Here is a 25,067-nt window from a genome sequence, read left to right as displayed (position 1 = left end):
GATAAGGAGACGCTGCATCGGGATTCCTATATTTCTCCAACAGTAGCATAGCTTCCGGTGTCAGCGTCACGGACAGGGGACGACCGGTCTTACGCCGACGATAAGTTATGACATTTCCTTGTAAGTCGTGCTTACGCAAATATGCCAGATCGACAAAAGGCAATCCGCGTAGCAGAAACATCAGAATAAAACACTCCCGCGCGCATCTCATACCGGAAGTAATGTTCTCAGGAGCCAGGTAAGCGAACATTTTCTTCATATCCTCGTCGTCCAATGCACGGTGACGGTCGGCACGCGTACCCGTATATACCGCACTGAACAGGCGCGGCACATATGCCGCTTTCCGCTGGTCTACCGCACGGTTGATGACGGCACGCAGCGTACGCATATAAGTAGACACCGTGTTCCAACTGCATCCGCGCGCGCGAAGACTATTTTCAAAACACTTCAACCATTCGGAAGTCACTGCCCGAAACGGCAAATAATCCTTCCCCCGGAAAGCTACAATCACATTCAGTGTACTCTTATACACATGGGCAGTCCCCAGTTTGCCACTGACTTCCAAGCCTTGGTACACTTGTCTCATAAACGAAATTAAATTTTCATTTTTCATAAAATTATTTTTAATAATCAATACTTACAAATAAAAAAACTACTTTTAGTAATTCCAAAAATACACATATTAAATTTTACATACACAAAAAACATAAAATAAAAACTTACGGTTTGAAGTACATCTATCAGAAATATTTGCTTACATTTGCACAGTTTTTAGGACAAAGAGTCCTATTGTTATTTTAATTTAAAACAAATAGAATCATGACAATTCATGAAACAGCCAACAATGGCTACTGTATTAACGGCTTCATGCACTTCTCGGACTTAGCGGTAAACTATTTCCCGGAGTTATCAACTCCCAGTTCCGCCAGCAGAAAACTGCGCAGCTGTATCAAAGACAACGACGAGCTATACGCCCAAATGAGCGCTGCGGGTTACACAAAGACAACTTTAGATGTCAGCCCGAAGATGCAACTCATCCTCTACCAGTGTTTGGGAGCGCCCGTCATCAAACTGCCGACAACTGCCGACCGTGAAGTTGATAATGTAAACGCCGGCAAGGAATAAACGGAAAATCGAACTATATATTTTTAAATATATATTTTATTATTATCGGGTAGGTCGGAGGCATTGCTGCCCCTTTCCCCCCTAAGAACCGTACTTGATAGTTTCCCATCATACGGCTCAAGCATTTCTAAATTTAATTCTCATAAATTAAACCGGCTCAACTCGCTTTCCTTGAGGTCTTGCTCTTAGTCAGTTCTCGTTTAGCACGGAGTTTCCACATCATGTATTCCTGCCATTCGGGGTCGAACGGGTTCATTTCCGCCTTGACTTTCCTATACCTTAAAATAGGGATGTCGGTTAATTGTTCCAGCCTTATCCTTTCTTTATTATCGGCTTTCTTAAAGTCTGCGGCAAAGACCCAGTTTCTGCGCCCTTCCGTTTTGAAATATCTCTGTTTCACCCATCGGCGGCTTTTCTTGGGATGTCTTCTGCTTGCCCATCTCTTGAGTTGCCTTACCAAGATGGAGTCCAGATTGCTGAACGTCTTCTTGGCAGATACGAATCTAAAGTAGTTTCCCCATCCTCTCAGCACGGGGTTGAGCTGCATAATCAAGTCCTCCTGTTTGGCCGTCTTGTTCCCGAATATAACCTCGTGAGTCTTTTCCACAAATCTCTTCACGCTCTTCTTCGCAGGCTTTACCAGTATGTTCCTTTTGTATCGACGTATATTGTAGCCCAAAAAGTTAAAGCCCTCGGTGATATGCGTAATCAGCGTTTTCTCCTCCGATAGTTCCAGCCCCCTGACGGCTAAGAAGTGTTTCAAGTCCTCTTTGACCAGTTCCAGCAGTTCCCTTGTGTCAGCTGATACGACAAAGTCATCCGCATAACGTACCAAATGGACTTTTGGGCGGTATCGTTTTCCATTCACGTATCTTTCCCTGTACTTCTTTAGCAACATCTTTTCCATTCCGTCCAGTGTGGCGTTCGCCAGTGTCGGCGATATGATGCCGCCTTGCGGTGTCCCTGCCGTTGTGGGGGAGAGTAGCTTGTTGAAGACCGCTCCGCATTTCAACCACTTCTTTAATATCTGCTTGTCGATTTGTACATTATCCACAAGCCACTCGTGGCTGATGTTGTCAAAGCACCCTTTGATGTCTCCCTCCAGCACCCATTGTGGCGGGTTAGGCTGATGGCTGAACATTATATGCAGTGCGTCTATGGCGTCCGCCGTGCTTCTGTATCTCCTAAACCCGTATGAATTCGGGTCTGCGGTCGTTTCCGTCACGGGTTCGAGAGCCATCAGATATAATGCCTGCATTGCCCTGTCTTTCATGGTGGGTATTCCCAACGGGCGTTTCTTGCCATTGCTCTTGGCGATATACACCCTTTTCAGTGGAAGTGGCTTATAGCCCCTCCGTTTTAACGAAGCTACCGCTTCGAGCTTTTGCGCTTGGGTAGTCCATTTTATATTGTCCACCCCTGCGGTTCGTTTTCCTTTATTGGAAGTGACACGTTTGACTGCCAGCGCTTTCGCAGCAAACGAGGTAGTCAAGATACGTTGCAAGGCTTTTACCTTGTTGTATCTCTTTTCCTTTTGAGCCTTTACAATCCGTGCCTGAAGCTTTCGCACAACGGCTTGCAGCTTGTCCCAGTCCATGCTGTTCCAAGCTCCTTTCGGTCTGCCCCTGCGTGAAGACGCACACTTTGTTTTCACTTCGTTCATTTGCATTTCTTCATTTAAAAGTTCTCCATTCGTTTTGTAAAGAAATACCAGACGGAAGTCTGCCTGCTTTCGCAGTGGAATGATGTCGCTTCGCTACTTTATATATGTGTGGCTCCGCTCAATTCCTATCCTCCCCCATTACAAGGGTGGCGTTCGCTTTCTCCATCCTCTCATACCCGCATACCGTTCGGCTTTACTTGCGTTCGGCTTACCTGCTGTTCATGGCAGGAGATATACGGGCTTACCAAGTTTCGCCCTCCAACTTACGGACGGGTTAGGGTCTGTCCATCTGCCGACGGTGCTTTGTCCGTGTAACCCTCACAACAAGAAAGGTTATCCGACCGTTTACCATTTTGGTCAAGGCTCGACAGCATCTTGAGCCTTTCATTAGTCACGACAGTTCCCGACAGTTCAATTAGTTTACCCGTACCATCCAGCTCAGCCCCTTAGCCGCCTGATGCTGGCGGCGGTTGATTCCCCTCACGGTTCTGTCTTCCCTTGCGGCGGGTTCGTTGTCGAACAGCTTCACACAACGTCATTGCTGGTGATGCATGTGTTCCAAGCTACTGCTGACGGAACAGCAGGTTCAGACATCCTGTTTTCAACTCGTGAAATGGGTGCTGAACAATTAAGAGAGGCGACTTGCTTGTCGCACTATTGTTTATAATGTGTTACGCTAAGCGTTACGCGTACTTTTTCTTGACACATGTAACAATCAATAGCACAACCACTTACAAGAAGAAAAAGGTGTTACGCAAAGCGTTACGCACAAATATCCGTTTTTTCGTCCCTAAACGGAGTCTCTGATTCGTCCGAACGAAGGCTCTGTTCACCCCAAACAGACGCTCTGTTTCCCCCAAACGGAACGTCTGTTTTATTTCCTGCCCCAATAAGCTATATCTCAGGATAAAAAAAAATATTTTAAGCTCTATTCTCCACCCGACAACCCCTGCGAACCGTGCCGAACATGCCCTATTGCATACGCATGAAAACCGACATATCTTTGCCGGAAATAAAAAAAACGCTCAACTTATGAAAAAATTTAATTTCCAATCCATGGCGGCACACGGGTTCCTCATCATCCCCAAATCTTTGCTGCAACAGCAGATTGACAACGGGCATGGTTGCGAAGGGAATACAGAGGCGCTCCTGATGATGCTTATGAAGGTCAACTATTCGGAGACGCAATATACCGGATACCAGAACAAGGAGCTCCTGTGCCCGCGGGGCGAAAGCATGCACAGCTACCGCGACTGGAGCCGGATTTTCAACTGGAGCATCCCCCGGACTTTCCGCCTGATTCATGACCTGGCCACCGCAGGAGTGATAGAAATCATCCCGCATGAGGACAAATCCCTGCATATCCGCGTGGTGGAATATGACAAATGGGTGGGGAATCCCGAAGCGATGAAGAAAAAGAAAGCCGTCAACGAGAAGTTCTTCCACTTCTGGGACGAGTATCACGCCATTACGCAACTTCCCAAAGAGAACATAGCCAAAGCGCAGCGCGAATGGAAAAAACTCAGTTGCAAAGAACAGCAACTCGCCATCGACAAAATCGAGGAATATTATTTCCATCAGACGAATTCCAAATATGTCCTGCATGCAGGCAGTTACTTATCCAATAAAGCGTTTCTTAATGAATACTGAGAACCGGGTTTCACCACAAGCGCCCGAAGTGGAAGAGGCTATCATAGGCGCCTGCCTTATCGAGCAGGATGCCTTGCCGCTGATAGCGGGGAAGTTACGCCCGGAGATGTTTTATGTGATGCGTCACCAGTTGATTTTCAGCGCTTTGCTCGCCATGCACCAGGCGGGTATGAAGATAGATATCCTCACCGTGAAAGAGGAGCTTGCCCGTCGGGGAAAGCTTGAGGATGCGGGCGGTGCCTTTGGCATCACGCAGTTGAGCAGCAAAGTGGCAAGCTCCGCACATATCGAGTATCACGCGCAGATAGTGCATGAGAAGTTCCTGAGACGGGAGATGATTCTGGGACTGAACAAGTTGCTCGCCTGCTCGTTGGACGAAACCATAGATATAGGTGACACACTGGTGGACGCGCACAACCTGCTCGACCGCCTCGAAGGGGAATCCGGACGCCACAGTAATATGCGCGACATGGATACGCTGATGGCGGACGCCATGACGGAAGCCGAGGGGCGTATCGCCCGGAGCGTGAACGGCGTGACGGGCGTTCCTACGGGACTGACGGATTTGGATCGCATGACGTCCGGTCTGCAGAACGGTGAACTGGTGGTTATCGCTGCGCGTCCCGGCGTTGGGAAGACGGGATTTGCATTGCATTTGGCACGAAACGCGGCAATGGCGGGGTATGCCGTAGCGGTCTACAGTCTTGAGATGCAGGGAGAAAGGTTGGCAGACCGGTGGCTGACGGGGGCAAGCAATGTCAGTGCCGGTCATTGGCGCGGGGGAACGGTCAGCCCTCAGGAGATGGCGGAAGCACGTGCCGTGGCTGCCGGACTGGCACGATTGCCGATTCATGTGGATGACAGTACGGTGGTCAGTATGGAGCATGTGCGCTCCAGCGCACGGTTGCTGCAAAGCCGTAACGAGTGCGGCATGATTATCATTGATTATCTGCAACTCTGCGACATGAGCAGCGGACAGAGCAACCGCAACCGCGAACAGGAAGTGGCACAGACGGCACGGAAGGCGAAGTTGCTGGCTAAGGAACTGAACGTACCGGTGGTGCTGCTGAGCCAGTTGAACCGTCTGTCGGAAGGACAGATAGACAGGCGTCCCGAACTGAGCCAGCTACGCGAAAGCGGGGCTATCGAACAGGATGCGGATATGGTGATACTGCTTTATCGGCCGGTGTTGGCACGGCTGACCACAGACAGGGAAAGTGGTTACCCGACAAAAGACCTTGGAATAGCCATCATTGCCAAACAACGTAACGGGGAGACGGGAAACGCTTACTTCAGCCACAATCCGGAAATGACGAAGATTACGGATTATGTCCCACCATTGGAGTATCTGCAAAAACATGCCAAATGAAACCGTTTTACGCCCGATTTACAATAAATATTTCACAACAATAAACGTTTGTTCATTTTGGTTGGAAACGGTTGTTTTTCGCTAGGAAATAATTAGCAGAATACTTGACTTTGCCTTTCTGATTTCGTATCTTTGTAAGGTCGTAATGACAGAAAAATATTATTACTTAAACCTTAACTTTTTCAAATTATGAACGTATTGGTGGAGCGCTATCAGCGCAGAAAGAATGTGAGCCAGGAAGACTCACAGGTGTTGTATTATGTACGCCAGAAATCGGGTACTGTGAGGGTGATGGACGTCAATAAGCTGGCGGATGCCATCGAAGCGAATTCCTCGCTCACGGCAGGAGATGTGAAGCACGCTATCGAGGCTTTTGTGGAGCAGTTGCGCCTGTCGCTTACGCAAGGCGACAAGGTGAAGATTGACGGGTTGGGGACTTTCCATATCACGCTGAGTAGCGAGGGCACGGAGAAAGAGAAGGATTGCACGGTGCGTTGCATCCGCAAGGTGAATGTCCGGTTTGTGGCTGACAAGGCGCTGCATCTGGTGAATACGAGTCACACCACTACCCGAAGTGAGAATAACGTGGATTTCGTCCTGGCGGGAAAGGGTGATGCTAAAGGTGGTTCCGAAGGGGGCGGTTCTGAAGGGGGAAACGGCGGCGGTTCCGGTGAAGGGGACGACGGGGAAACTCCGGATCCGGCAGCATAAAGGCTGTCCCTTTCCTTGAGTTAAACCTCATTAATGAACAGTTCCACACGGATGCCGGGGAGTAGTTATTTTATCCCCGGCATGTGGTTCATGCTTTCTCTCCCATTTTCTAATTTCATGTTTCAATTTTCAATTTACTAAGATGTTAGATAAAATCATAGAGATTATTATGACGATTCTACCCTTTTTGGGCAGTAACCGCAAGAAGCGCAAGGTTATGGCGCAAGAGGTCAAAGAGTTCAGCGAATTGGTGAAAGGCCAGTATTCTTTTCTAATGCAGCAGTTGGAGAAGGTGTTGAAGGATTATTTCGACCTTAGTTCGAGGGTGAAGGAGATGCATACGGAGATTTTCTCGTTGCGAGGACAGTTGGCGCAGGCTGCCGCTTTGCAGTGCGTCAATAAGGAGTGTGCGCAGCGCAGCAATACAGGTAGCGCAGGCATGAGTTTGAAGGAAGCCTGATGTCGGAAGTTATGCGACCTATAAACCTGATAGTAGTCCACTGTTCCGCTACACGCGAGGACAAAGACTTTACGGAATATGACTTGGATGTCTGCCATCGCAGACGGGGATTCAACGGGGCGGGGTATCATTTCTATATCCGGAAGAACGGGGATATCAAGTCTACCCGGGCGATAGAGAAAATCGGAGCGCATGCGAAAGGTTTCAATAGTGAAAGTATCGGCATTTGTTACGAGGGCGGACTTGACAGTAAAGGACGGCCGAAGGATACGCGTACCGAGTGGCAGAAACATTCTCTGCGGGTGTTGATTCTTACTCTGCTGAGGGATTATCCGGGTTGCCGGGTATGCGGGCATCGGGATTTGAGCCCGGACTTGGACGGGAATGGGGAGATTGAGCCGGAAGAATGGATTAAGGCTTGCCCTTGCTTTGATGCTGAGACTGATTGGGGAAAAGTGTAATACCCCCCAAAAAAAAGAAAGCGGCTCGTTGCTATACGAGCCGCTTTTTGTATTTATAATCCTTTTACTTAGCATCAAAGGCAGTATCAATCAATGCTTTCAAGTTTTGATAATGGCTCTTATATATGCCACTTGAAGCACTTGCCGCACTGTTCAGCTCACTTCTAAGACTTGCTAATTGTCCGCGGGCAATGGCAGGAGCTTCCGAAGGAGAATCCGAAGAATACTGTCCCATCGCATTGCTCTTCGGTTTGTCGAGCATGGCAATCAGTGCGTTCACATAGACTTTCTGCAAAGCACGCTGATTGAGGTCGGGCTTCTTGCCACCTCTGAGGTCGCTCCAAATGCCTTTCTTCAGGTCTTGGAACATTTCATTGGAAGTATAGGCTTTGTTGCCGTTCATCAATTCGTTGGTCGTCATCTTGTCCAGCGTGCGGCTGCTAAGCAAACGTTTCAAGATATTACTCTGTACGCGGAAGATATAATTGAAGGTATTGACTCCGGCCTTTTCTGTCAGTTTGTCGTCCATCAACCAGGTAGGCGTAGTGAATAATTCTTTGTTCAAGAATGTCACAGCTTTCTTCTGTATATCCTTCGGCACAAATTCCACAGCTTTCACATCGGTTTGTTCTACCGAAATCGGGGTACTGTAAATACCGGCGACATTGGTTGCTACATGTCCCATATACAGGGAGAACTGTCCGACTACGTTGCTATATAGGGTGCTCGCCTTTTCGTAATCTTCATTCGGTTCGTACGTCCAGTTCATGATTTCGGGCATAATGCGTTTCAGGTTTTTGATGCCGTATGTGCCTGCCAGCACTGCGTCGTCGCCCAAGTCTTCGTTTTGGTTGCGAGGGTCGTCGCGGTCGGTTTCCGTGCCGAAAGTGTAGCGTTTGTCCTCCTTTAGTTTGCTGATAATCCATTTGTTCATGTAGGGGATTTCAGCTTCCGCCGTTTCAAATTCGGGCATCCAACGGTAGCCCCATTCGATAGACCAGTCATCGTAGATACCGATACGGGGGAAGATTCCGGCACGTGAGATGTTGTCTTCCGGTTGGGCGATGTAGTTGAAACGTGCGTAGTCCATGATAGACGGGGTGTGCCCGTTGGCTTCCACCCATGCTTTGTCTCTCAGTTTTTCTACCGGGACGGTGGCGGAAGAGCCGAAGTTGTGACGCAAGCCCAGTGTGTGACCTACTTCATGGGAAGATACGAAACGAATCAGTTCGCCCATCAGTTCATCGTCAAACTGGGGTTTGCGTGCTCCGGGGTCGATGGCTCCGGCTTGTACGATATACCAGTTGTAGAGCAGAAGCATCACGTTGTGATACCAGTTGATGTGTGTTTCCAGGATTTCACCGCTGCGGGGATCGTGCACGTGAGGGCCGCTTGCGTTCGGAATGTCGGACGGTTTATAGACGATAGCCGAGTGGCGGGCGTCTTCCAAGCTCCATGTCGGGTCGTCCGTGGGGGCTTCCTTGCCGATGATGGCGTTCTTGAAGCCGGCTTTCTCAAAGGCTTTCTGCCAGTCGTTGACTCCTTGAATCAGGTAGGGAACCCATTTTTTAGGAGTGGCGGGGTCAATGTAGATAACGATTGGTTTCTTGGGTTCTACCAGTTCGCCGCGCAGATATCTTTCCTTATCCTCGTCTTTCGGTTCGAGACGCCAACGGGTGATGTTCGCTTTGTATTTCATTCCGTGCGGATTGCCGTCAAAGTCTTTGTAGCCGACCGCAAAGTAACCTACACGACCGTCGAACAGTCTCGGTTTCATCGGCTCTTTGGGGAGCAGCAGCATGGAACTGTTCAGTTCGTAGGTCATCGGGCCGGAAGAGCTGTTATATCGAGCCATCATTTTCTCGAAGGCGCTTCCCATAGGCGGCTTACGCTGGAAGGTACGCACGGTGCGAATCTCGATGTTTTGCGGGAAGGCTTTCAATGTGTCGATGTAACTGGCGTCGGGTATCATTGAGGTTGCGCCGATATTGTCTTTCGCATAGTTGGAGAAAGAGAACATATCGCCATCCTTGCGGATAAAGTCGGTCATTTCGATCACATAGTTTTTCGTCAGGCTGTCTTTACGCATCGTTTTCAGGGGGAAGGTGGCGACGATGGGTTGCACGTTGGAGTTCAACACTGCCTGATATAGCCCCATTGTATCAGCGGAATGTTCCAGATAGGAGATTTGACGTACGAATATTTTCTTGTCACGTCCCAGTTCGAAACGGATCACTTCATCGCTGATATGGTCGCCCGGATAACCGGCTTTGCGTTTCTGCTTGTCTACCGGCGCTTTCACAATACGGTTCACAATCAGTATGTCGCGTCCAAACAAGGAATCGGGTATCTCGAAGAAGTATTTTCCTTCTACGCAGTGCACCTTGAAGAAGCCGTTCATCGTCTTGGCTTTTGGAGTGATTACACTTGCGTAAGGCTGAAAAGGGGATTTCTTGGCTTTGGCAATGGAGTCGGCTTTGGCCTTGTCTACAGCTTCGGTCTTGCTTTTCTTTTTCTTCTTCTTTTTAAAAATGTCGGTCGACTGTGCTCCGGCGGTTGGAATCAACATTGCCAGAAGCAACAAAAGGGTAGTTAGTTTTCTCATGCTTTTATTTTTAAGATGTTAGCAAGTGCAAAGTTAATTATTCGTACGAGCTATCCAAACCATACTGTCTTATTTTTACAAAACGACATGAATTATTTCTTTTCCCGTTCAATATTGTCACAATACATTGTTCAGTTTTTCTTCTTATTGCCAACCTTCATCAGAGCAAGCCCGATAACAATCCAAATCATCTCGCGTACACGGGTTATCAGCGCAGCATAGACTCCGTAAGCACCGGAAAGGGAAAGACCGCCCACAGCAAGGGCGAAGCCGCCTTCGCGTCCGCCCAGTTGCATCGGCAGAAAGAACAAAAGGTTGGCGAGCAGAGAGGAGAAAGCGGCAATCAGACAACAGTCGGCGAAGCTGACGTTGGTAGTGAGCACATTCAGAATCAACCAGATCTCCAGGCAACTGATGACGCGGGCTGTATATTCTAATGAGAGAGCCGCATAAAAGGTACGTTTCTTCTGTTGATGGAGAAGGGCGATTTGCCGGTCTATATTCTCCAGTTTCTCTTTATGGGTTTCGGCAAAGCGGAGTACTTTCTTTTTCAGGAAAGGAATATGGCTGCCCATGCGGACACAGGCTACCGCCATTCCATGCCGGTAACCTTTTATAAAAAGGATGGTAATCAGCAGACAGAACAGGGTGATAGCTGCTAAAATAATGCCCGTCACCCACCCTACCGGATACAGGCAGACGTAGAGCAGCACGGAACTTAGCCAAAAGCAGAAGTGGGAAAAGATATGCATCATCACATAGAGAATCACGGAAGAGGTGGCTCTTTCTATGCCGACGTAAGGCTTCAACTCCATGATGCGATACGGCTCGCCGCCCATCAGTCCGACGGGGGTCACATAATTAAGCGCGAAGCCTGTAACGGTGAATTTATAGAGACGGGCGAATGAGAAGCCTGTCTTGCCGCTACTGCGGATGATGATATACCACGATGTGGTATTAATAAGATAGACAAACAGCCACAGCAATAGTATCAAAGGTAAATATATCCCTGCACGCTTCAGATTCGCCCAAAGTTCGTGATAATCCATATCGAAAGTGAATATCATGACCAGGACGGCAATGATGCCGAAGGCGAGGAATATATTACGGTATTTGTTCTTCACTATTTCGCTACCTATATATCTACTTTATATATGTATAGTATCTGTCGAAGAATCTGCGGAATGCCGGGATTTTCATCAATACATATTCGAATACCAGCCAACCCGTCAATGCGCATGAGATGCCGAGCAATACGTCGATTATATAATGATGGCAAGAATAAACGGCTGTTCCCCAGATACCCACCATAATGATGGAGAAGAGGGCAATCACGTACCATTTGCATTTGCCGACGATAGCATATATCAGGGCTACGACCATATAAGCCGCGTGCAGTGAAGGCACTGCCGCAAAGACATTCGCGTTGCGCCCGTAGATAGAATCGAAGATTGATACTCCGAAGAAAGCATCGAAGCGTCCCAAGCCCGCTACATTGCCCGGAGTGTTCAGTATCGGCTCGAAGCCGTAGTTGATGGCATACCAGGGTGGAGCGGCCGGGTGAATGTAATAGCCCGCAAAGCCGATCAGGTTGACAAAAAGGAATACGAGGGCAAAGCGAAGGTATGTTTTCCTTTCTTTCTTGAAGTACAGGCAAAGACCGAACAAGATAGGTACGGGAACCCAACAGAGGTAGAAGATTCCGGCAAAGACGTCGGCTATCGGCCAGTTGTGCGCGGCAAAATACTCGCAGGGAGTAACCAGAATGCCGTTGTCCATCACGCCAAAGAGGGATTTCTCCAGATTGTAGAGTCCGGCTACGTCAATCGGGTTCACTTCGTAGTTGGGGCAGATACGCATCCAGTCATACGAGATTCCGAAAAGGGCGAAAGGAAGCAGGGCTACCGCCAGTTTGCGGGTAGGCAGTCCGGCAAAGAATAAGACCAGATAGAGCACTGCTATCATCAGATGTTCGGAACGGAGCCCGATGAAAATAGCTGTCAGCAGAAGAAAAAAAGCCATGATGACTATGACGGTCAGGGCTTCTCTCTTCGATGGCTTTTGAATGTTCTTTATCATTATAAGATTGCGTTTATGTGCCGGTCAAGGAATATGCCAATTAGAAAACGACCGGCATATTCCTTGATTGACATATTGAATAATTATTCTTTCATCACTTTGTAGCAATGTCTCACACGTGCGAATGCCGTGATATTGGCAAAAAGGGCGACGAAAGCCAATGGAACGATTAATATCAGGATCGGTTCGAAAACCGTGATGTCCTTGAATATGCCGCAGAACAAAGCACCGAGACTTGTCAGCACCACACGTTCGGGACGCTGCATGAATCCGACTTTGCATTCTATCCCCAACCCTTCGGCACGTGCACGGACGTAGCTTACCATCAGCGAGCCGATAAGCGCCGCGAAAGCGATAAGGGCATACAGGAAATAATCTTTCATCGACAGGTAGTAACAGATACCGAAGAAAGTAATCAGTTCGCTGTAACGGTCGAGCACCGAGTCGTAAAGCGCGCCGAACTTGGAACTCATGTTGCCCAGACGGGCTACACGTCCGTCCATCATATCGAACAGTCCGGCAAACAGGATAACCCCTCCTGCCCATCCGATGATGGCAAGGTCGTTTCCGTCACCGTAGATTCCGGCATACACGAACATACCCGCAGCTACTACATTCAGGATAAATCCGGTAGTGGTGATAAAGTTGGGAGTGATTCCGATTTTAATCATCCCGTGTATCAAAGGATTGATAATCTTATAAATCAGTTGTTGTAAATAATCTCTGTAATTCATGTGTCTAAATCTGTTTATATCTAAATCTTCTGTTTATTTCAATTTCTTCTATTTATTTCAATTTCTTCAATGCCTTCTTCCGAACAAACTCCTTACATCTATATTCCGGTAAACAAAAAGGCGCTGCATATTATAATTCCAAAACAGCGCGACGATTACTGCCACTACCACCTTCGGTATAATGAAAAAATCGCCGAAATACAGGCTGAACGTATCCCGCACCCAGGGAATCTTCGCCAAAGACTCCGTCAGCGCATATGTTCCCCATGTGTTCAGCCAAACGCTGCAAACCCACACTATGATGAACTTGACAGCTACATTCGTTTTTTTGCCTTTAGATTTAAAAGTCCATTTATAATTAATGATGCAATTGACAATTCCCCCGTAGATAGCTCCCGCCAAGGTAGCGTATACATAGTAGACATCAAACAGCCTTACCAGGAGAATCGTTACGAGAAAGTCTGCGATAGTTGCCATCTGAGCCGAAAGCTGCGCCCTCAAGAACATGAAGATGCCACCTTTCTGCGAAATCATCCGTGCAATCTTTTTCAGCCAATCACCCATCTCGCTCCCGCTAACAAAATGAAACTATACACTCCTGCCAGGACATCGTCCATCATTACGCCTACTCCATCTTTCAGGCTCTCCATCTTGCGTATGCCCAACGGTTTGGCAATATCAAATGCACGGAACAGGACAAAAGCTGCGATAACGTACCAAAACCAATTCTCATCATTCGGTACAGCCAACAACGGTATCCACACTCCTACCATCTCGTCCACTACCACACGCGAAGGGTCTTCACCCCAATAAGCCTCCAGCTTATCGGCAGCCCAAATGCCGGCGAACGTGAATACAATCACCAAAGCGGCGGTAATCCATAAAACGGCAGAAAAGGGAAACAGGAAATAAAGCGCAATCCAAATGATAGAAGCCAACAGCGCCCCAGCCGTGCCGGGAGCAAAAGGAGAAAAACCGGAGCCAAAGCCCGTGCCTATAAAAACAGGAAAAAAGGGTGGTCTTTTCATTTCTTACAATAGAGTGTATAAGAATAACAAAACTTTCCCCTTACTAAAGAAGGGGAAAGTTTATATATTTTTCAGGAACAAATTCCCGAATTAAGCCAAATAATCAGGTTCTTTTTCACCGATCATGTTACGCAATGTCTGTTTTACCATTCTCCATTGAGTGAACAAGTCGTGTTCAGGCTGATGCTCGAAATCGTGCATCGGGCTCTTGCAGAAGAATGACAGCCAAGTCTGGATGCCACACATGCCTGCGCGCATTGCCAGGTCACTGAACAATACAAGGTCGAGCGCGATAGGAGCAGCAAGGATAGAGTCGCGGCAAAGGAAGTTTACCTTGATTTCCATCGGGTAACCCATCCATCCGAAGATGTCGATGTTGTCCCACGCTTCTTTGTTGTCCTTGCGGGGCGGATAGTAGTTGATACGTACTTTATGGTAAACATCTCCGTAGAGATCAGGATATTTTTCAGGTTCGAAGATAGTGTCGATTACAGACAGTTTGCTGACCTCTTTTGTCTTGAAGTTGTCCGGATCGTCGAGCACTTCACCGTCACGATTGCCGAGGATATTGGTAGAGAACCAACCGTTCACGCCCAGCATACGGGTTTTGAACATCGGAGCCAATACGGTTTTCATCAGTGTCTGGCCGCTCTTGAAGTCTTTACCTGAGATAGGCACATTCTTCTGCTTGGAGAATTCCCACATGGCAGGAGTATCTACGCACAAGTTGGGAGCACCCATCACGAACGGAGCGTCTTCTGCAATAGCAGCATATGCGTAACACATACTCGGAGAAATAACGTCAGTGTTGTTGTCCTTCATTGCTTTTTCCAAAGCAGCGAGTGACATATGTTCGTCAGACAATGGAATGTAGATTTCAGTACTTGCAGCCCAAAGCACGACAACGCGTTCGCAGTTGTTGGCAGCCTTGAAATCGCGGATGTCCTGGCGAAGTTGTTCCACCATTTCCCAACGGGTAGCAGCTTTCTTGACGTGTGTTCCGTTCAGACGTTTTGCCCAGTTGTGGTCGAAAGCGGCCGGCATCGGCTTGATAGCTTCCAATTCGTCTTTTACTCCGTTCAGGTCTTTTTCTTTCAAGACCTCAGCGTACATGGCAGCTTCATATGCGTTGTCCGGGAAAATATCCCATCCGCCGAAAACAATGTCTTCCAAATTCGTCAAGGGCACAACGTCCTTGATGAGTTTTTCTTCGTTGTTTTCCATGCGCATTGTAGCTAACTGGGTAATAGATCCTATCGGTTTTGCCAGTCCCTTGCGAGAGGCTAGTGTACCTACAATCATTGTAGTGGCAACCGCGCCACCCACTCCGACTACCAACACGCCAAGACGTCCGGTAGCGGGCTTAATTTCTTGTTTCATTTCTATTCTATTAAAATTAAACTAAAATTGATGCAAAAATAAGATTAATTAATTACTAAAACGAGCTTTGTTTGCTATATAAGCATTGCAATTAGCAGGATTTAACTTTTAAAAGGTCATGTGGAGACTTATCCTCAAACCGGATTTGTCTATTCCGGGTGAATCGCGATAAGTAAGCCGCCACACGTAGTCCAAGCGTAACACCTTGAAAATGTTTTCAATACCTACTCCGGCTTCTACGTAAGGCGTTTTTCCCATTGTCCGGGTGTCTGCTATCGGAAAAGCGAACAAATCATCACTGAATGCAGGATTGTTCTTGTCGCTCAAATGTCCGTACAGTCCACGACAGGAAACTATTTCCCTCCATTTCAGTTTTTTCAACAACGGGACGCGATTGAACAGCCATCCGTTGAGAAAGTAGGTAACATCCCATGAGAAGTACTCATCATTCATAAACTCCATTGCGTTCATTAATGAGTAAGATTCGGGCTGGATGGTATAGGAAAGGTTGGCATTGGGCATGATAAGTAACGGAAACGGTACTTTATCCCACACTTTGCCTGCTTTCAATATCACATCCGTATAGCCGAAGGCGGAGAACCAAAATCGCTTTTGAATACCGGCTTCGGTATGATTGTATGTATAGTCACTACCCAGTATTCCTTTCCCGGCGATGGTATGCGACAGTGTAAACACGGGAGCATCCAGGGATACGGGGAAACGGTTCCATTGGGTCTGGAAGAATTTCTCGTTCGGGGCGTAGCGCAGTTTCAATTCTGCGGCACTGGTAGAAAAATCTTTTACCGGAGTATAGGTATCCCCCTGTTTCAGCAGAAACGGGATGAGATAGGTTGACTCATCCGTTTGTCTGCGTGCCGTCACCTGGAAAGAAAAACCGGAGTAGAACTCATTGGTATAGGTGAGCGCTGCTTGTTGCGTATAGCCGATACGGTCGTCTTTCTCACGTTTGAGGGCGAGGAATACGTTGTCTTTGCTCGTGTACAGGTAGTTTTGCCCGTACTGGTTGACATCGGATTCGTAACGCAATTTCAGTGAATGGATGGGGAACTCATTGGCGTATTCTTTCTTTTTCTTGAAGGAGTATTCCAGTTCCGCGAGTCCTTTCACCCTTTCGTCCTTGAAACCGTAGGCGATATAGCCTTTGGCAAACAAGTGCGGATTGAGCCAGGCGGTAGTCATACCTCCGGCACGGATACGGACGCCTTCCAGTGTGTTGCCGCTGACGGTGGCATTCATCGGCCCGATATAGAACAGAGGGGCTTCCTTGGACGTGGGGATATATCCGGTAAAGAGGATGGAAAGCACTTTCTCTGTCCAGTAGTACACCGGATAGCCGCGTAGTTGTGCCATCAGCCGGTCTACGGAGTTCTCCTGTCGGGAGATGGCAGATTGCGGACGGTTCTCCGCCCAAAAGGATTCAGGACGTGCCAGGGCTTCCGTCTCTTCGATGATACGTTCGGGTTTGGTGAAGGCTTTGTCCGCTTCGGCGGTAGGCGTGAAAGTATAGTTGCTGTAATCCGCCACGCGACGGGCAAAGATACCGTCTTGTCCTTCGGTCAGTTTAAATTCAACTGTGATGCTTTCGTGGTCGAGCAGGCGCGTACCGTCTTCGGCACGTTTAAATTCCTGTTCGAGCAACATATAATCCACAAAGTTCAGGTTTATCTTTTTCGGGAAGTTGAATACGGCGCGTTTGACAAAGTAGGTAGAGTCGAGCGTGACATAGAGATGCCCGTTAAAGCCGAAGGATTCGGAATTAAAGGGAGTGAAGGCAAGGTCTACACAAGGCTCACCGGCAATCTGCAACGTATCCATCAGGTAGTATTTATAGAATCCCGTACCGATACGGGACAGGGGGCTGACAAACTTATTAGTAAACAGGGAGATGTTGTTTTCGTAAATATCCACGTCCTTGAAGACTTCGTTGATGGCAGCCTGCATTCCCTGCTTGGAGAGAAATTCGTCCACACCTGCCTGTTTGCGTCCTTTCACCCATTGTTTTTCCGAACGGGGGGATTTCCGGTAATAGTCCGTCGCGAGCAGTTCGCGGGCTGATACGGTCAGGATTGGTTTGCCGGTGACGGCAGAGGTGTCTACGTATTCGGTGAGGAAGTCAAATTTGCGGTACAGCCATTTCTTCTGTTTCTCTTCGTCGAAGTTGTTCAATGCGAAGGTGGTCTTTTCGTAACGTTCGCGCTGCCAGAAGTCTTTCTCGTAAGGGGAATGGTTGTCGCGGCTTTCAATCATCCGGCGGACAAACTCCACGGCGGGATTGTCTTTCTTCCGGTAGTGTTCGCGCTTGGGTTTCACCACCACTTCGGAGAGGTCATACGAAGTAGGAGAAAGCGCCACTTTGTAGGATGCGTTACGGGCAGGATGGATTTTCCGGCTGTCGTCATTGTAGCCGATAACAGAAATCACAAGTACTGCTTCGGAACGGTTGGTCTTGAAATAAAAGCGTCCGTCGCTTCCGGTAGTAGTTCCCTCGGTCGTGTCTTTCAGACGTACAGATGCATAAGGCAGGGGTTCTTTTGTCAGAGAATCAGTCACCACGCCTTGTATCACATATTGTTGTGCACTAAGCGGAATAATACTGATAGCCAATAAAAGAAAGAACGTCGATATACCTTTCATCATTAATCTCATACCTTTATATCCTATTGAATTGAGCGGGGCAAAGGTACGGGGATTTGAGGATAAAAAAAGGTCTATTTGACGGAAGAACTGTTCTTATTTGACACAATTAAGGAAAAATAATCCGAAATTTGGTCAATCCGTCGGCATAAGTCCGCAAGGAGAAGGTGCATCCGTGGCGCATCAGGACTTCGCGGATAAAGATAAGCCCGATGCCCTGCCCGTTCGGTTTGGTTGAGAAGAAGGGGCTGAATAGCTTCGCTTCCGTTTCCTTGCTGATTCCTTTGCCGTTGTCCGTCACTTCGATAGTGGCGGGAGACAGGGTGCGGATAATGATTTCACCATCGGTTTCTATGCTTTCGGCAGCGTTCTTGATGATGTTCACAAGTACCTGTTCAAACAGGGAGGAGTCCAACATTACGTCTTTCAGGGTTTCGTCTATTTCCATACAGAGCTTGATACAGCGGTCGTTGCACATTCCTTCCATAAAGCGTTTGCAGGTGAAGACGAGATCGTTCAGATTGGCACGTGAGACGGTGGGTTCGGGTATCTTCACCACATCGGCGAAGCGGGTGATGAAACGGCTCATGGAGAAACAGCGGTCGGTGCATACGCGCATCACGTCGCAGATGTCGTCCATGCCTTCTTCACTGGAAAGGGCTTGTTCTACGGTGTCCAGTGTAGAAGTGATGCCGGCGGTCGTGTTGTTCACTTCGTGGGCTATCATGCGGATTACTTTCTCATAGGCTTTCTTTTCGGCTTTCATCACTTCGTCCGTCAGGCTTTCTACCAGGAAGAAAGGATGCTGGAATCCACGGTCGATAAAGGAAGAATGGGTGCAGCGGTAGATGTTCGAGTCGTTCAGGCGGACGGTTACTGTCTCGCCTTTCGGAATGTTCACCAGTTCTCTTGCCAGTGGTGAGTCGATTTCTTTCATCTTCTTGCCTAGTACGTTTTCCGGACTGACGCCTAGCATTCTCAACGCCATCGGGTTCAGTTCGGAGAGGTCATCGTCGAGGGTGGTGATAATGACTCCCATCGGAGAGGCTTTAATCAGCAAGTCAAGGAAGTGATTCTGTTCACGCAGGCGGAGACGTTCGTTCTTGAGTTGCTCCATCATACGGTTGAAAATATTCACGACACGGTCGGCTTCGTACTGTCCCACCGGGCTGAGACGGCTGCTGAAGTCTTGTTCACGCAGCAGTTCCATACCGCTGCCGATGGTATTCAACGGCTTAACGAGCTTACGATAGAAAAACGTCAGATAAATAAGGATGAAAAGTATCAGCCCCTCTCCTATGTAGAAGAAGGTGGTGTTCAGTTGACTGGAAAGGTAGAGCAACACTCCACCCAATGCCAGCAACAGAAAGACTAGTATGTAAAAGAATCCTTTTATACGCACGTTTATCTGTGTTTAATGATTTGATTTTATATTATCAGGCACGGATTACACAGCTATATTATATTTCTCAAGACGGCGGTAGAGAGCGGCGCGGCTGATACCGAGCGCCGTAGCTACCTGGCTCAAATTTCCTTTATAACGTTCCAAAGCCTGAAGAATAGTTTGACGTTCTATTTCATCCAGGGTCATGCCGGCCAAAGACATGCCTTCGGCTGCCCTTGCATCATCGTGGCGGATGTATTGGGCATCGAAATCGGAAGCGTCGAGGATGGGTTTACCGCTTACCAGTATGGTACGCTCTACCAGGTTCTTCAATTCACGGATATTTCCGGGGAAAGGCAGACGGCTCAAGAATTGCATGGCGTCGGCGGAGAAGTCGGTGTGAGGTAATCCGTTGGCTGCGGCCTGGCGGTCGGCAAAGTGACGTGCCAGTAGCGGGATATCCTCGCGGCGTTCGCGCAAGGCAGGCAGTTTTACTGTTATCAGGTTGATACGGTAGAACAGGTCTTCGCGGAAAGAACGTTCGCCCACCATTTTACGCAGGTCGGCGTTGGTGGCAGAGACTACGCGAATGTCAGTCTTGCGGGGGCGGCTGTCGCCGAGCACTTCAAAGGTCTGGTCTTGCAAGACACGCAACAGTTTCACCTGGCAGGATGGGTCGAGGTCACCGATTTCATCCAGGAAGATAGTTCCTTTGTCCGCCATCTCGAAACGTCCGATACGGTCGGAGGAAGCGTCGGTAAAAGCTCCTTTCTTATGCCCGAACATTTCACTTTCAAACAGGCTTTGAGAGATTCCACCCAAATTCACTTTGACAAACGGGTGCTTTGCACGCTGGCTGTTGATATGGATTGCTTCGGCTATGAGTTCCTTGCCTGTGCCGCTCTCGCCTGTAATCAATACGGAAGCGTTGGTCTTTGCGATGCGGGCAATGGTATTCAATACGTCCGTCAATCCCTGGCTGCGCCCGATGATGTGGCTGCGGTCGAAAGAATCACTTTGTTCCCGGGTGGCTTCCCCGGGAGTGGCCGAGAGTTCCAAAGCTGTTTCGATGCGCTGCAACAGGGCGGCATTGTTCCATGGTTTTGTGATGAAGTCAAAAGCTCCCGCCTGCATTCCTTGTACGGCGAGTTGGATACTTCCCCAGGCGGTCATCAATATTACCGGAGTATCGGGGCGGAATATCTTTACTTGTTTGAGCAGAGTCAACCCCTCTTCACCTGTTGTGGAAAGGGTGAAGTTCATATCCATCAGGATTAAGTCAGGAGCTACGGAGCGTACCACGTCCATAGCTTCCCGAGGGTCGGGAACTGCCTGTGCCTCATATCCTGCACGCTTCAGCATGAAGCTGAGTGAAGAGCGCACTGCGCTGTCGTCATCAATTATCAGAATCATGGTTCATGTTTCTTTATTTATCAAAGGTATCGTCTTACTGTCTACAATCATGCAAAGCTACAAAAAAATACCAGCCGGCATCGCTCTCATCGCTTTTATTGCCGTATGATTTCATCAAAATCGGCTTCCAGTTCGGTATTGGTACGGAAATCCCAAAGCGTCAGGCTACGGATCTGATAAAAATAATACCAATAATAATAGAGTTCGGAAATGTGTTTTTGCCTGGCTGCATCCTTTGAGTTTTGCGCGTCGTTCAGGTCGAGGGTATTGATTTTACCTATCAGGAAGGTTTCAATACTGGTCTTATAGCGTTGTTGGGCAATGGTGTCGGCTTCCTTGGCAATGGATAACTGTTGTGCCTGATTATTAAAATGCTCCACGAGCAAGAAGATGTCCTGATTGAAATTTATCTCTTCCTGACGAATCTTCGAAAGCACTACATCCCGGTTGCTCTTGGCTACACGTACCTTGCCGCGTCGTTTCCCCCAATCCAAAATGGGTATTTTAACGCCTACCTGCACTATCTGGTTATCTTGCAGGTTTCTGTAAACGGCGGAGAAATTGCGGTTTTCTCCGGTATATCCTACACTGGCAAAGAGGTCGATGCTACGCAGGTTGCCACGTGCCGTAGCTACTTCATAGTCGGCTTCCAACTGGCGGCGACGGATATTCTGTGCAAATGAGTTGCGTTCCAGTGCTTTATTCAGTACCATATTGTACTCCATCTTTGAGCCGTCTACGGCATCGGGAATGACAGGGCTGAGTATCTCATCTTCTCCGACTCCAAGGAAGGCGCGAAGTTGGAACATTTTGGCGTTGAGGTCGCTTTCCGCTTCTGTCAGAGCTGCCTTTGCGTTCAAGGCGGAAAGTTTGAGTTGCAGGAGTTCGTTTTCGGAAATCTGTCCCATTTTACGTTTGGCAAGGGCTACTTCGTAGAGGTGGTCGGCATTCTTCTGATTTTGCTTGGCAGTGCCTAAGTTTTCTCTTGCCAGCAGGAGATTAAAGTAATAGGTAATGGCGCGCATCGTCACTTCTTCGGTGGCTGTGATAAAGGCAGCTTTCGCTTCCGCGTAACGTACCGGTTCGATGCGTCTGTTCCACTTGATGTTGTTCACTCCGAAGATGGGTTGCGTTAGTTTCAGGGCTATGGGGATAGACATGAAATGGCGGTCGTTGTCTCCGCCCAACTGGGTGATATAGTCGAGAGAAGAAGTCAGCGAGAGTTTACCGCCTGTCAGCCAAATGTTTTGGTCGATGGAGATGTCTCCGGTAAGTCCCAATGTGTTGTTGCGGACAAAGCCATAAGAGCCGTCTGAATTCTGATAAGAACTGTATGACTTATTGTAATTGGGTAAAGTACCGGTAAGGTTGACTTCCGGCAGAAGGTCGGCGCGAAAGGTTCGGTATTCCCAATAGGCGGTTTTCAGTTCATTCAAGGCAACAGCCGCATCGACGGATTGTGAACGTGCCATTGCGATGGCTTCATTTAAGGTTATCTCCCTTTCTTTCTGTGCCGACAATGTCCATGGAAGACAGGCAGCGGCAAGAGCTACTAATATACTTTTCTTTTTCATTATGCACAGTATTTTCCACTAAAGGAGAATCAAACGATGTGCCAAAAGAATAAAGCATTTATTTTCAATCGGTTATAAAATAAGGAGAGTGTCCGTTTTCGGACACTATGCGCAAAAGCGGACGTTCGCTTCTATTCGCAATAATTGGGAAGGCGTACGGTGAAACGAGTGCCCTTGCCCACTTCGGAAGTCACGGAGATGCTTCCTCTCAAGCGTTCGATAATAGTCTGACAGATACTCAATCCCAGTCCTGCCCCTTGCGTAAAGTTATCGACTTTATAGAATCGTTCGAAGATATGGCGGATGCCCTCTTCCGAGATGCCGACTCCGGTATCTTCTACAAAGATACGGGTGTATCCGGGTTCTTCATCTTCTTCGTAGCCGAAGGTAATGAATCCGCTGCTAGTAAACTTAGCGGCATTATTAATCAGGTTGTTTACCACCTGTTGCAGACGGACATTGTCTGTCCTCAGATATTTCTTATCACCTTCGGGCATACGCACCACCAGTTCTACTCCCGAAGGCATATTCAGTTGTTGCGAATCGTGAACGGTCTTCAGCAGTAAAGGTAAGTTATGTTCTGCAAACGCGAATTCCATAGTGCCCGATTCGATACGGGACAGGTCAAGAATGTCGTTAATCAACGCCAGCAGCAAACTGCAATTCTTATTAATAGTCGCAATAAACTGGGAGATTTCTTCTTCCGTGAATCCGCTCGTATCACTCAATAAATCGGAGAATCCTACGATAGCGTTCAACGGAGTACGGATTTCGTGGCTCATATTGGCAAGGAAGGCAGATTTCAGTTTGTCTGCCTGAAGGGCTTTGTCACGTGCTTCTCTCATTTCCTGCTCGACTGTCTTATATCGTTGGATACTTTGACATACGCCTAATATACTGTATAATGAATCCTGTGTCAAACCATCAATAGTGGAAAAGCGGTATTCCCACCACTCATATTCCCCATCCGCTTTCCGCTGGCGGAAATTCATACGGAGAGTCTTGTTCTCTCCCGTCAGTGCTTTATCAAATTGCGGAATTATTTCTTTCAAATCATCCGGATGGATGGTACGGTTCATTTCCTCACGAGAGATAATAGTGACCGATTCGTCATATCCCATCCGTACAAGGAAACCTTGCGGGAAAATAAAGCAGTTGGTTTTCATGTCAAACTGCCACGGATATATGGAACTTTCATCCAGTGCCATATCAAAGAAGCGCTTCTGTATTTCTTCATCTGAAATGTTGCGTGCGGAAAGAGCCATGCCCGTAATTCCGCCTTTCGAATGAATGGGAACGATTTCTCCGGATACAGGGAAGTAATTGTCACTGTGCACTTCTTTCATAAAAGAACCTTGAGGTATCTGTACGCTTTCTCCCGTACGGGCTACCCGTTTCAGCATCTTATGAAGGATGTCCTGCCCCTCATTGTAGATATTGAAAATACTGCCTGCCATCATTCCCTCATAAAAACGACCGCCCGCCTCATACGGCAGATGAAGCATTTTCAACAGAGAACGGTTCGTGAAATGGATATGCAAATCCGTGTCATAGGTTATCACACCATCACGGATGGAGTGGAAGACATTATCAAATTCATTACGCTGCTCTACCAGTTTGTTTTGCACCAACAGGCGGGTTTGAGCCTGCATCCGCCGTTTGGATTCGCGGCGGTTGGCGCGCATCAACCATACGATAGATGCTATCAACAGCGCAAGGATGGACGGATAGAGAAGGATAAAAAGGAATTTATATTTTTCCCAATAAGGCTCATTGACAATGATTCCACCGACAGCACTTGCCTTGTCAGGCTCGATATGGAAAAACTCCAATTGCTTGTAGTCGTATATAAATCCTTGTCCGGCTTCTGTCACTCCCAGTTTCAACGGGGAAGTCCCTTTCAAGACTTTGGAAGCTCTTTGCCCTGCTGCCAATGCTGAAGTATAGGCATCACTATCATAGGCGCAGAATACCCCATTTGTTAGTCCTACATTCTGAGTGGAGAACACAGGGGCTTTGGAGTTTTTACCCACAAATGAAAGGAAAGGTGACCACTTGGGAGCAATGACAAAGCGTCCGTAACTATTACGGGGATAACAGATAGCTGAAATGATATGGCTCGTAGTCTGATTCTGGGTGTTATAGACTTTCATATCATAGTCGGGATTATCTTGCCGGAAGATTTCCCACTCCGCCTTAAAATCATCAAGACCTTTATTACTCAAAAAGCTATTGTCTATCACGCAAATAACCTCTTTGCGTTGAGGAAATATTTTTTGCGCATGACGCATGATAATATCAAAATCGGGATTAGCCGTGAAGCCACAGACATTGGGGTGAGCGGTAAGGAGCTTCTCATCAGGATACTTAATACCGAAAAACACGACCGGAACTTGCAACGGCAACGAATCTCCACAGGCAAAAAGGGTATAGAAAGCCTCATCGCCCGATGTGACAATCAAATCGGTCTTCCGCTCACGAGCGCGTTCGCAGAAACGGTGCATTATCACTTTCTCCGACTTAAATGCCCAAAAATCAGCGTCCAGATATTCTGTCGTAATATTCACCTTCACCCCACTTTCCCTGAAACCTTTCACCAGACCTTGATTAAGGTCATTATGCCAAGGAGTCTGTGAAGTATAAGACTGGATGAAGAGTATATTGAACGTACCTTCCGAAGCTGCCGCCCGAACTAGGACAGCCCAAAAGAAGAGCACAAACAAACAGTAATATCGTCGATTCATAAGCAAAAGACCTGCATTGTTTTCAAGATTAT

20 protein-coding genes are annotated in these 25,067 nt (G+C 47.9%); 6 read left to right on the top strand and 14 right to left on the bottom strand.

What is annotated here, in order from left to right; translation table 11 throughout:
• The coding region (locus AB5443_RS09400) for a phage integrase SAM-like domain-containing protein (RefSeq protein ID WP_368119603.1) at positions 1 to 613 on the bottom strand (613 nt) is incomplete at its 3' end.
• Between the two features lie 206 nt (positions 614 to 819).
• On the opposite strand from AB5443_RS09400, the gene AB5443_RS09395 reads away from it, so the two are divergent.
• Positions 820 to 1,125: a DUF4248 domain-containing protein gene (locus AB5443_RS09395; protein ID WP_022139056.1), complete on the top strand. Its 306-nt coding sequence runs from the start codon at positions 820 to 822 to the stop codon at positions 1,123 to 1,125.
• Positions 1,126 to 1,282: 157 nt separating this feature from the next.
• Here AB5443_RS09395 and ltrA read toward each other — a convergent pair whose 3' ends face one another.
• Positions 1,283 to 2,788: a group II intron reverse transcriptase/maturase gene (gene ltrA / locus AB5443_RS09390; RefSeq protein WP_277134958.1), complete on the bottom strand. Its 1,506-nt coding sequence runs from the start codon at positions 2,786 to 2,788 to the stop codon at positions 1,283 to 1,285.
• Between the two features lie 1,032 nt (positions 2,789 to 3,820).
• Here ltrA and AB5443_RS09385 point away from each other — a divergent pair.
• The 5 genes from AB5443_RS09385 (at position 3,821) to AB5443_RS09365 (ending at position 7,439) form a co-directional block, all read left to right on the top strand.
• Positions 3,821 to 4,438, top strand: a complete 618-nt coding sequence (locus AB5443_RS09385) for a hypothetical protein (RefSeq protein ID WP_277134959.1) — start codon at positions 3,821 to 3,823, stop codon at positions 4,436 to 4,438.
• A complete protein-coding gene (gene dnaB / locus AB5443_RS09380; RefSeq protein WP_277134960.1) occupies positions 4,428 to 5,807 on the top strand; it encodes a replicative DNA helicase in 1,380 nt (459 codons plus the stop codon). The genes AB5443_RS09385 and dnaB overlap by 11 nt, the downstream gene beginning before the upstream one ends.
• 189 nt (positions 5,808 to 5,996) lie before the next feature.
• Entirely contained in the window at positions 5,997 to 6,518 is a 522-nt protein-coding gene (locus AB5443_RS09375; RefSeq protein ID WP_044655435.1) for an HU family DNA-binding protein, read from the top strand.
• 142 nt (positions 6,519 to 6,660) lie between these two features.
• Entirely contained in the window at positions 6,661 to 6,978 is a 318-nt protein-coding gene (locus AB5443_RS09370) for a hypothetical protein (RefSeq protein WP_044655434.1), read from the top strand.
• Positions 6,979 to 6,989: 11 nt separating this feature from the next.
• Positions 6,990 to 7,439, top strand: a complete 450-nt coding sequence (locus AB5443_RS09365; RefSeq protein ID WP_277134999.1) for an N-acetylmuramoyl-L-alanine amidase — start codon at positions 6,990 to 6,992, stop codon at positions 7,437 to 7,439.
• Positions 7,440 to 7,503: 64 nt separating this feature from the next.
• Here the strand turns inward: AB5443_RS09365 and AB5443_RS09360 are convergent, their stop codons facing one another.
• The 12 genes from AB5443_RS09360 to AB5443_RS09305 form a co-directional block, all read right to left on the bottom strand.
• Entirely contained in the window at positions 7,504 to 10,044 is a 2,541-nt protein-coding gene (locus tag AB5443_RS09360) for a zinc-dependent metalloprotease (RefSeq protein ID WP_277134961.1), read from the bottom strand.
• A 131-nt stretch (positions 10,045 to 10,175) separates the two neighbouring features.
• Positions 10,176 to 11,168: a lysylphosphatidylglycerol synthase transmembrane domain-containing protein gene (locus AB5443_RS09355; protein ID WP_022139064.1), complete on the bottom strand. Its 993-nt coding sequence runs from the start codon at positions 11,166 to 11,168 to the stop codon at positions 10,176 to 10,178.
• 19 nt (positions 11,169 to 11,187) lie between these two features.
• Positions 11,188 to 12,123 (bottom strand): phosphatase PAP2 family protein, encoded by a 936-nt coding sequence (locus tag AB5443_RS09350; RefSeq protein WP_022139065.1) that lies wholly within the window; start codon positions 12,121 to 12,123, stop codon positions 11,188 to 11,190.
• Positions 12,124 to 12,206: 83 nt separating this feature from the next.
• Entirely contained in the window at positions 12,207 to 12,857 is a 651-nt protein-coding gene (locus tag AB5443_RS09345) for a CDP-alcohol phosphatidyltransferase family protein (RefSeq protein WP_277134963.1), read from the bottom strand.
• Positions 12,858 to 12,923: 66 nt separating this feature from the next.
• Positions 12,924 to 13,391: a GtrA family protein gene (locus AB5443_RS09340; protein ID WP_277134964.1), complete on the bottom strand. Its 468-nt coding sequence runs from the start codon at positions 13,389 to 13,391 to the stop codon at positions 12,924 to 12,926.
• 14 nt (positions 13,392 to 13,405) lie between these two features.
• Entirely contained in the window at positions 13,406 to 13,885 is a 480-nt protein-coding gene (locus tag AB5443_RS09335) for a phosphatidylglycerophosphatase A (protein WP_277134965.1), read from the bottom strand.
• A 90-nt stretch (positions 13,886 to 13,975) separates the two neighbouring features.
• The gene (locus AB5443_RS09330) at positions 13,976 to 15,265 is read right to left on the bottom strand and encodes an inositol-3-phosphate synthase (RefSeq protein WP_022139069.1); all 1,290 of its coding nucleotides are present in this window, start codon (positions 15,263 to 15,265) and stop codon (positions 13,976 to 13,978) included.
• A gap of 108 nt (positions 15,266 to 15,373) precedes the next feature.
• Positions 15,374 to 17,932: a DUF5686 and carboxypeptidase-like regulatory domain-containing protein gene (locus AB5443_RS09325; protein WP_277134966.1), complete on the bottom strand. Its 2,559-nt coding sequence runs from the start codon at positions 17,930 to 17,932 to the stop codon at positions 15,374 to 15,376.
• 97 nt (positions 17,933 to 18,029) lie between these two features.
• A complete protein-coding gene (locus AB5443_RS09320) occupies positions 18,030 to 19,322 on the bottom strand; it encodes a PAS domain-containing sensor histidine kinase (protein WP_277134967.1) in 1,293 nt (430 codons plus the stop codon).
• A 45-nt stretch (positions 19,323 to 19,367) separates the two neighbouring features.
• On the bottom strand, positions 19,368 to 20,717 hold the full coding sequence (locus AB5443_RS09315) for a sigma-54 dependent transcriptional regulator (RefSeq protein WP_277134968.1): 1,350 nt from the start codon (positions 20,715 to 20,717) through the stop codon (positions 19,368 to 19,370).
• Between the two features lie 95 nt (positions 20,718 to 20,812).
• Positions 20,813 to 22,291, bottom strand: a complete 1,479-nt coding sequence (locus AB5443_RS09310) for a TolC family protein (RefSeq protein ID WP_277134969.1) — start codon at positions 22,289 to 22,291, stop codon at positions 20,813 to 20,815.
• Positions 22,292 to 22,422: 131 nt separating this feature from the next.
• Positions 22,423 to 25,035, bottom strand: a complete 2,613-nt coding sequence (locus AB5443_RS09305) for an ABC transporter substrate binding protein (RefSeq protein WP_277134970.1) — start codon at positions 25,033 to 25,035, stop codon at positions 22,423 to 22,425.
• Positions 25,036 to 25,067 lie beyond the last annotated feature (32 nt).

The sequence above is a fragment of the Bacteroides sp. RTP21281st1_H5_RTP21281_210402 genome (genome assembly GCF_040918965.1).
In the GTDB taxonomy this organism is placed as follows: Bacteria; Bacteroidota; Bacteroidia; order Bacteroidales; family Bacteroidaceae; genus Bacteroides; species Bacteroides congonensis.
This window is presented reverse-complemented; position numbering and strand designations above follow the sequence as displayed.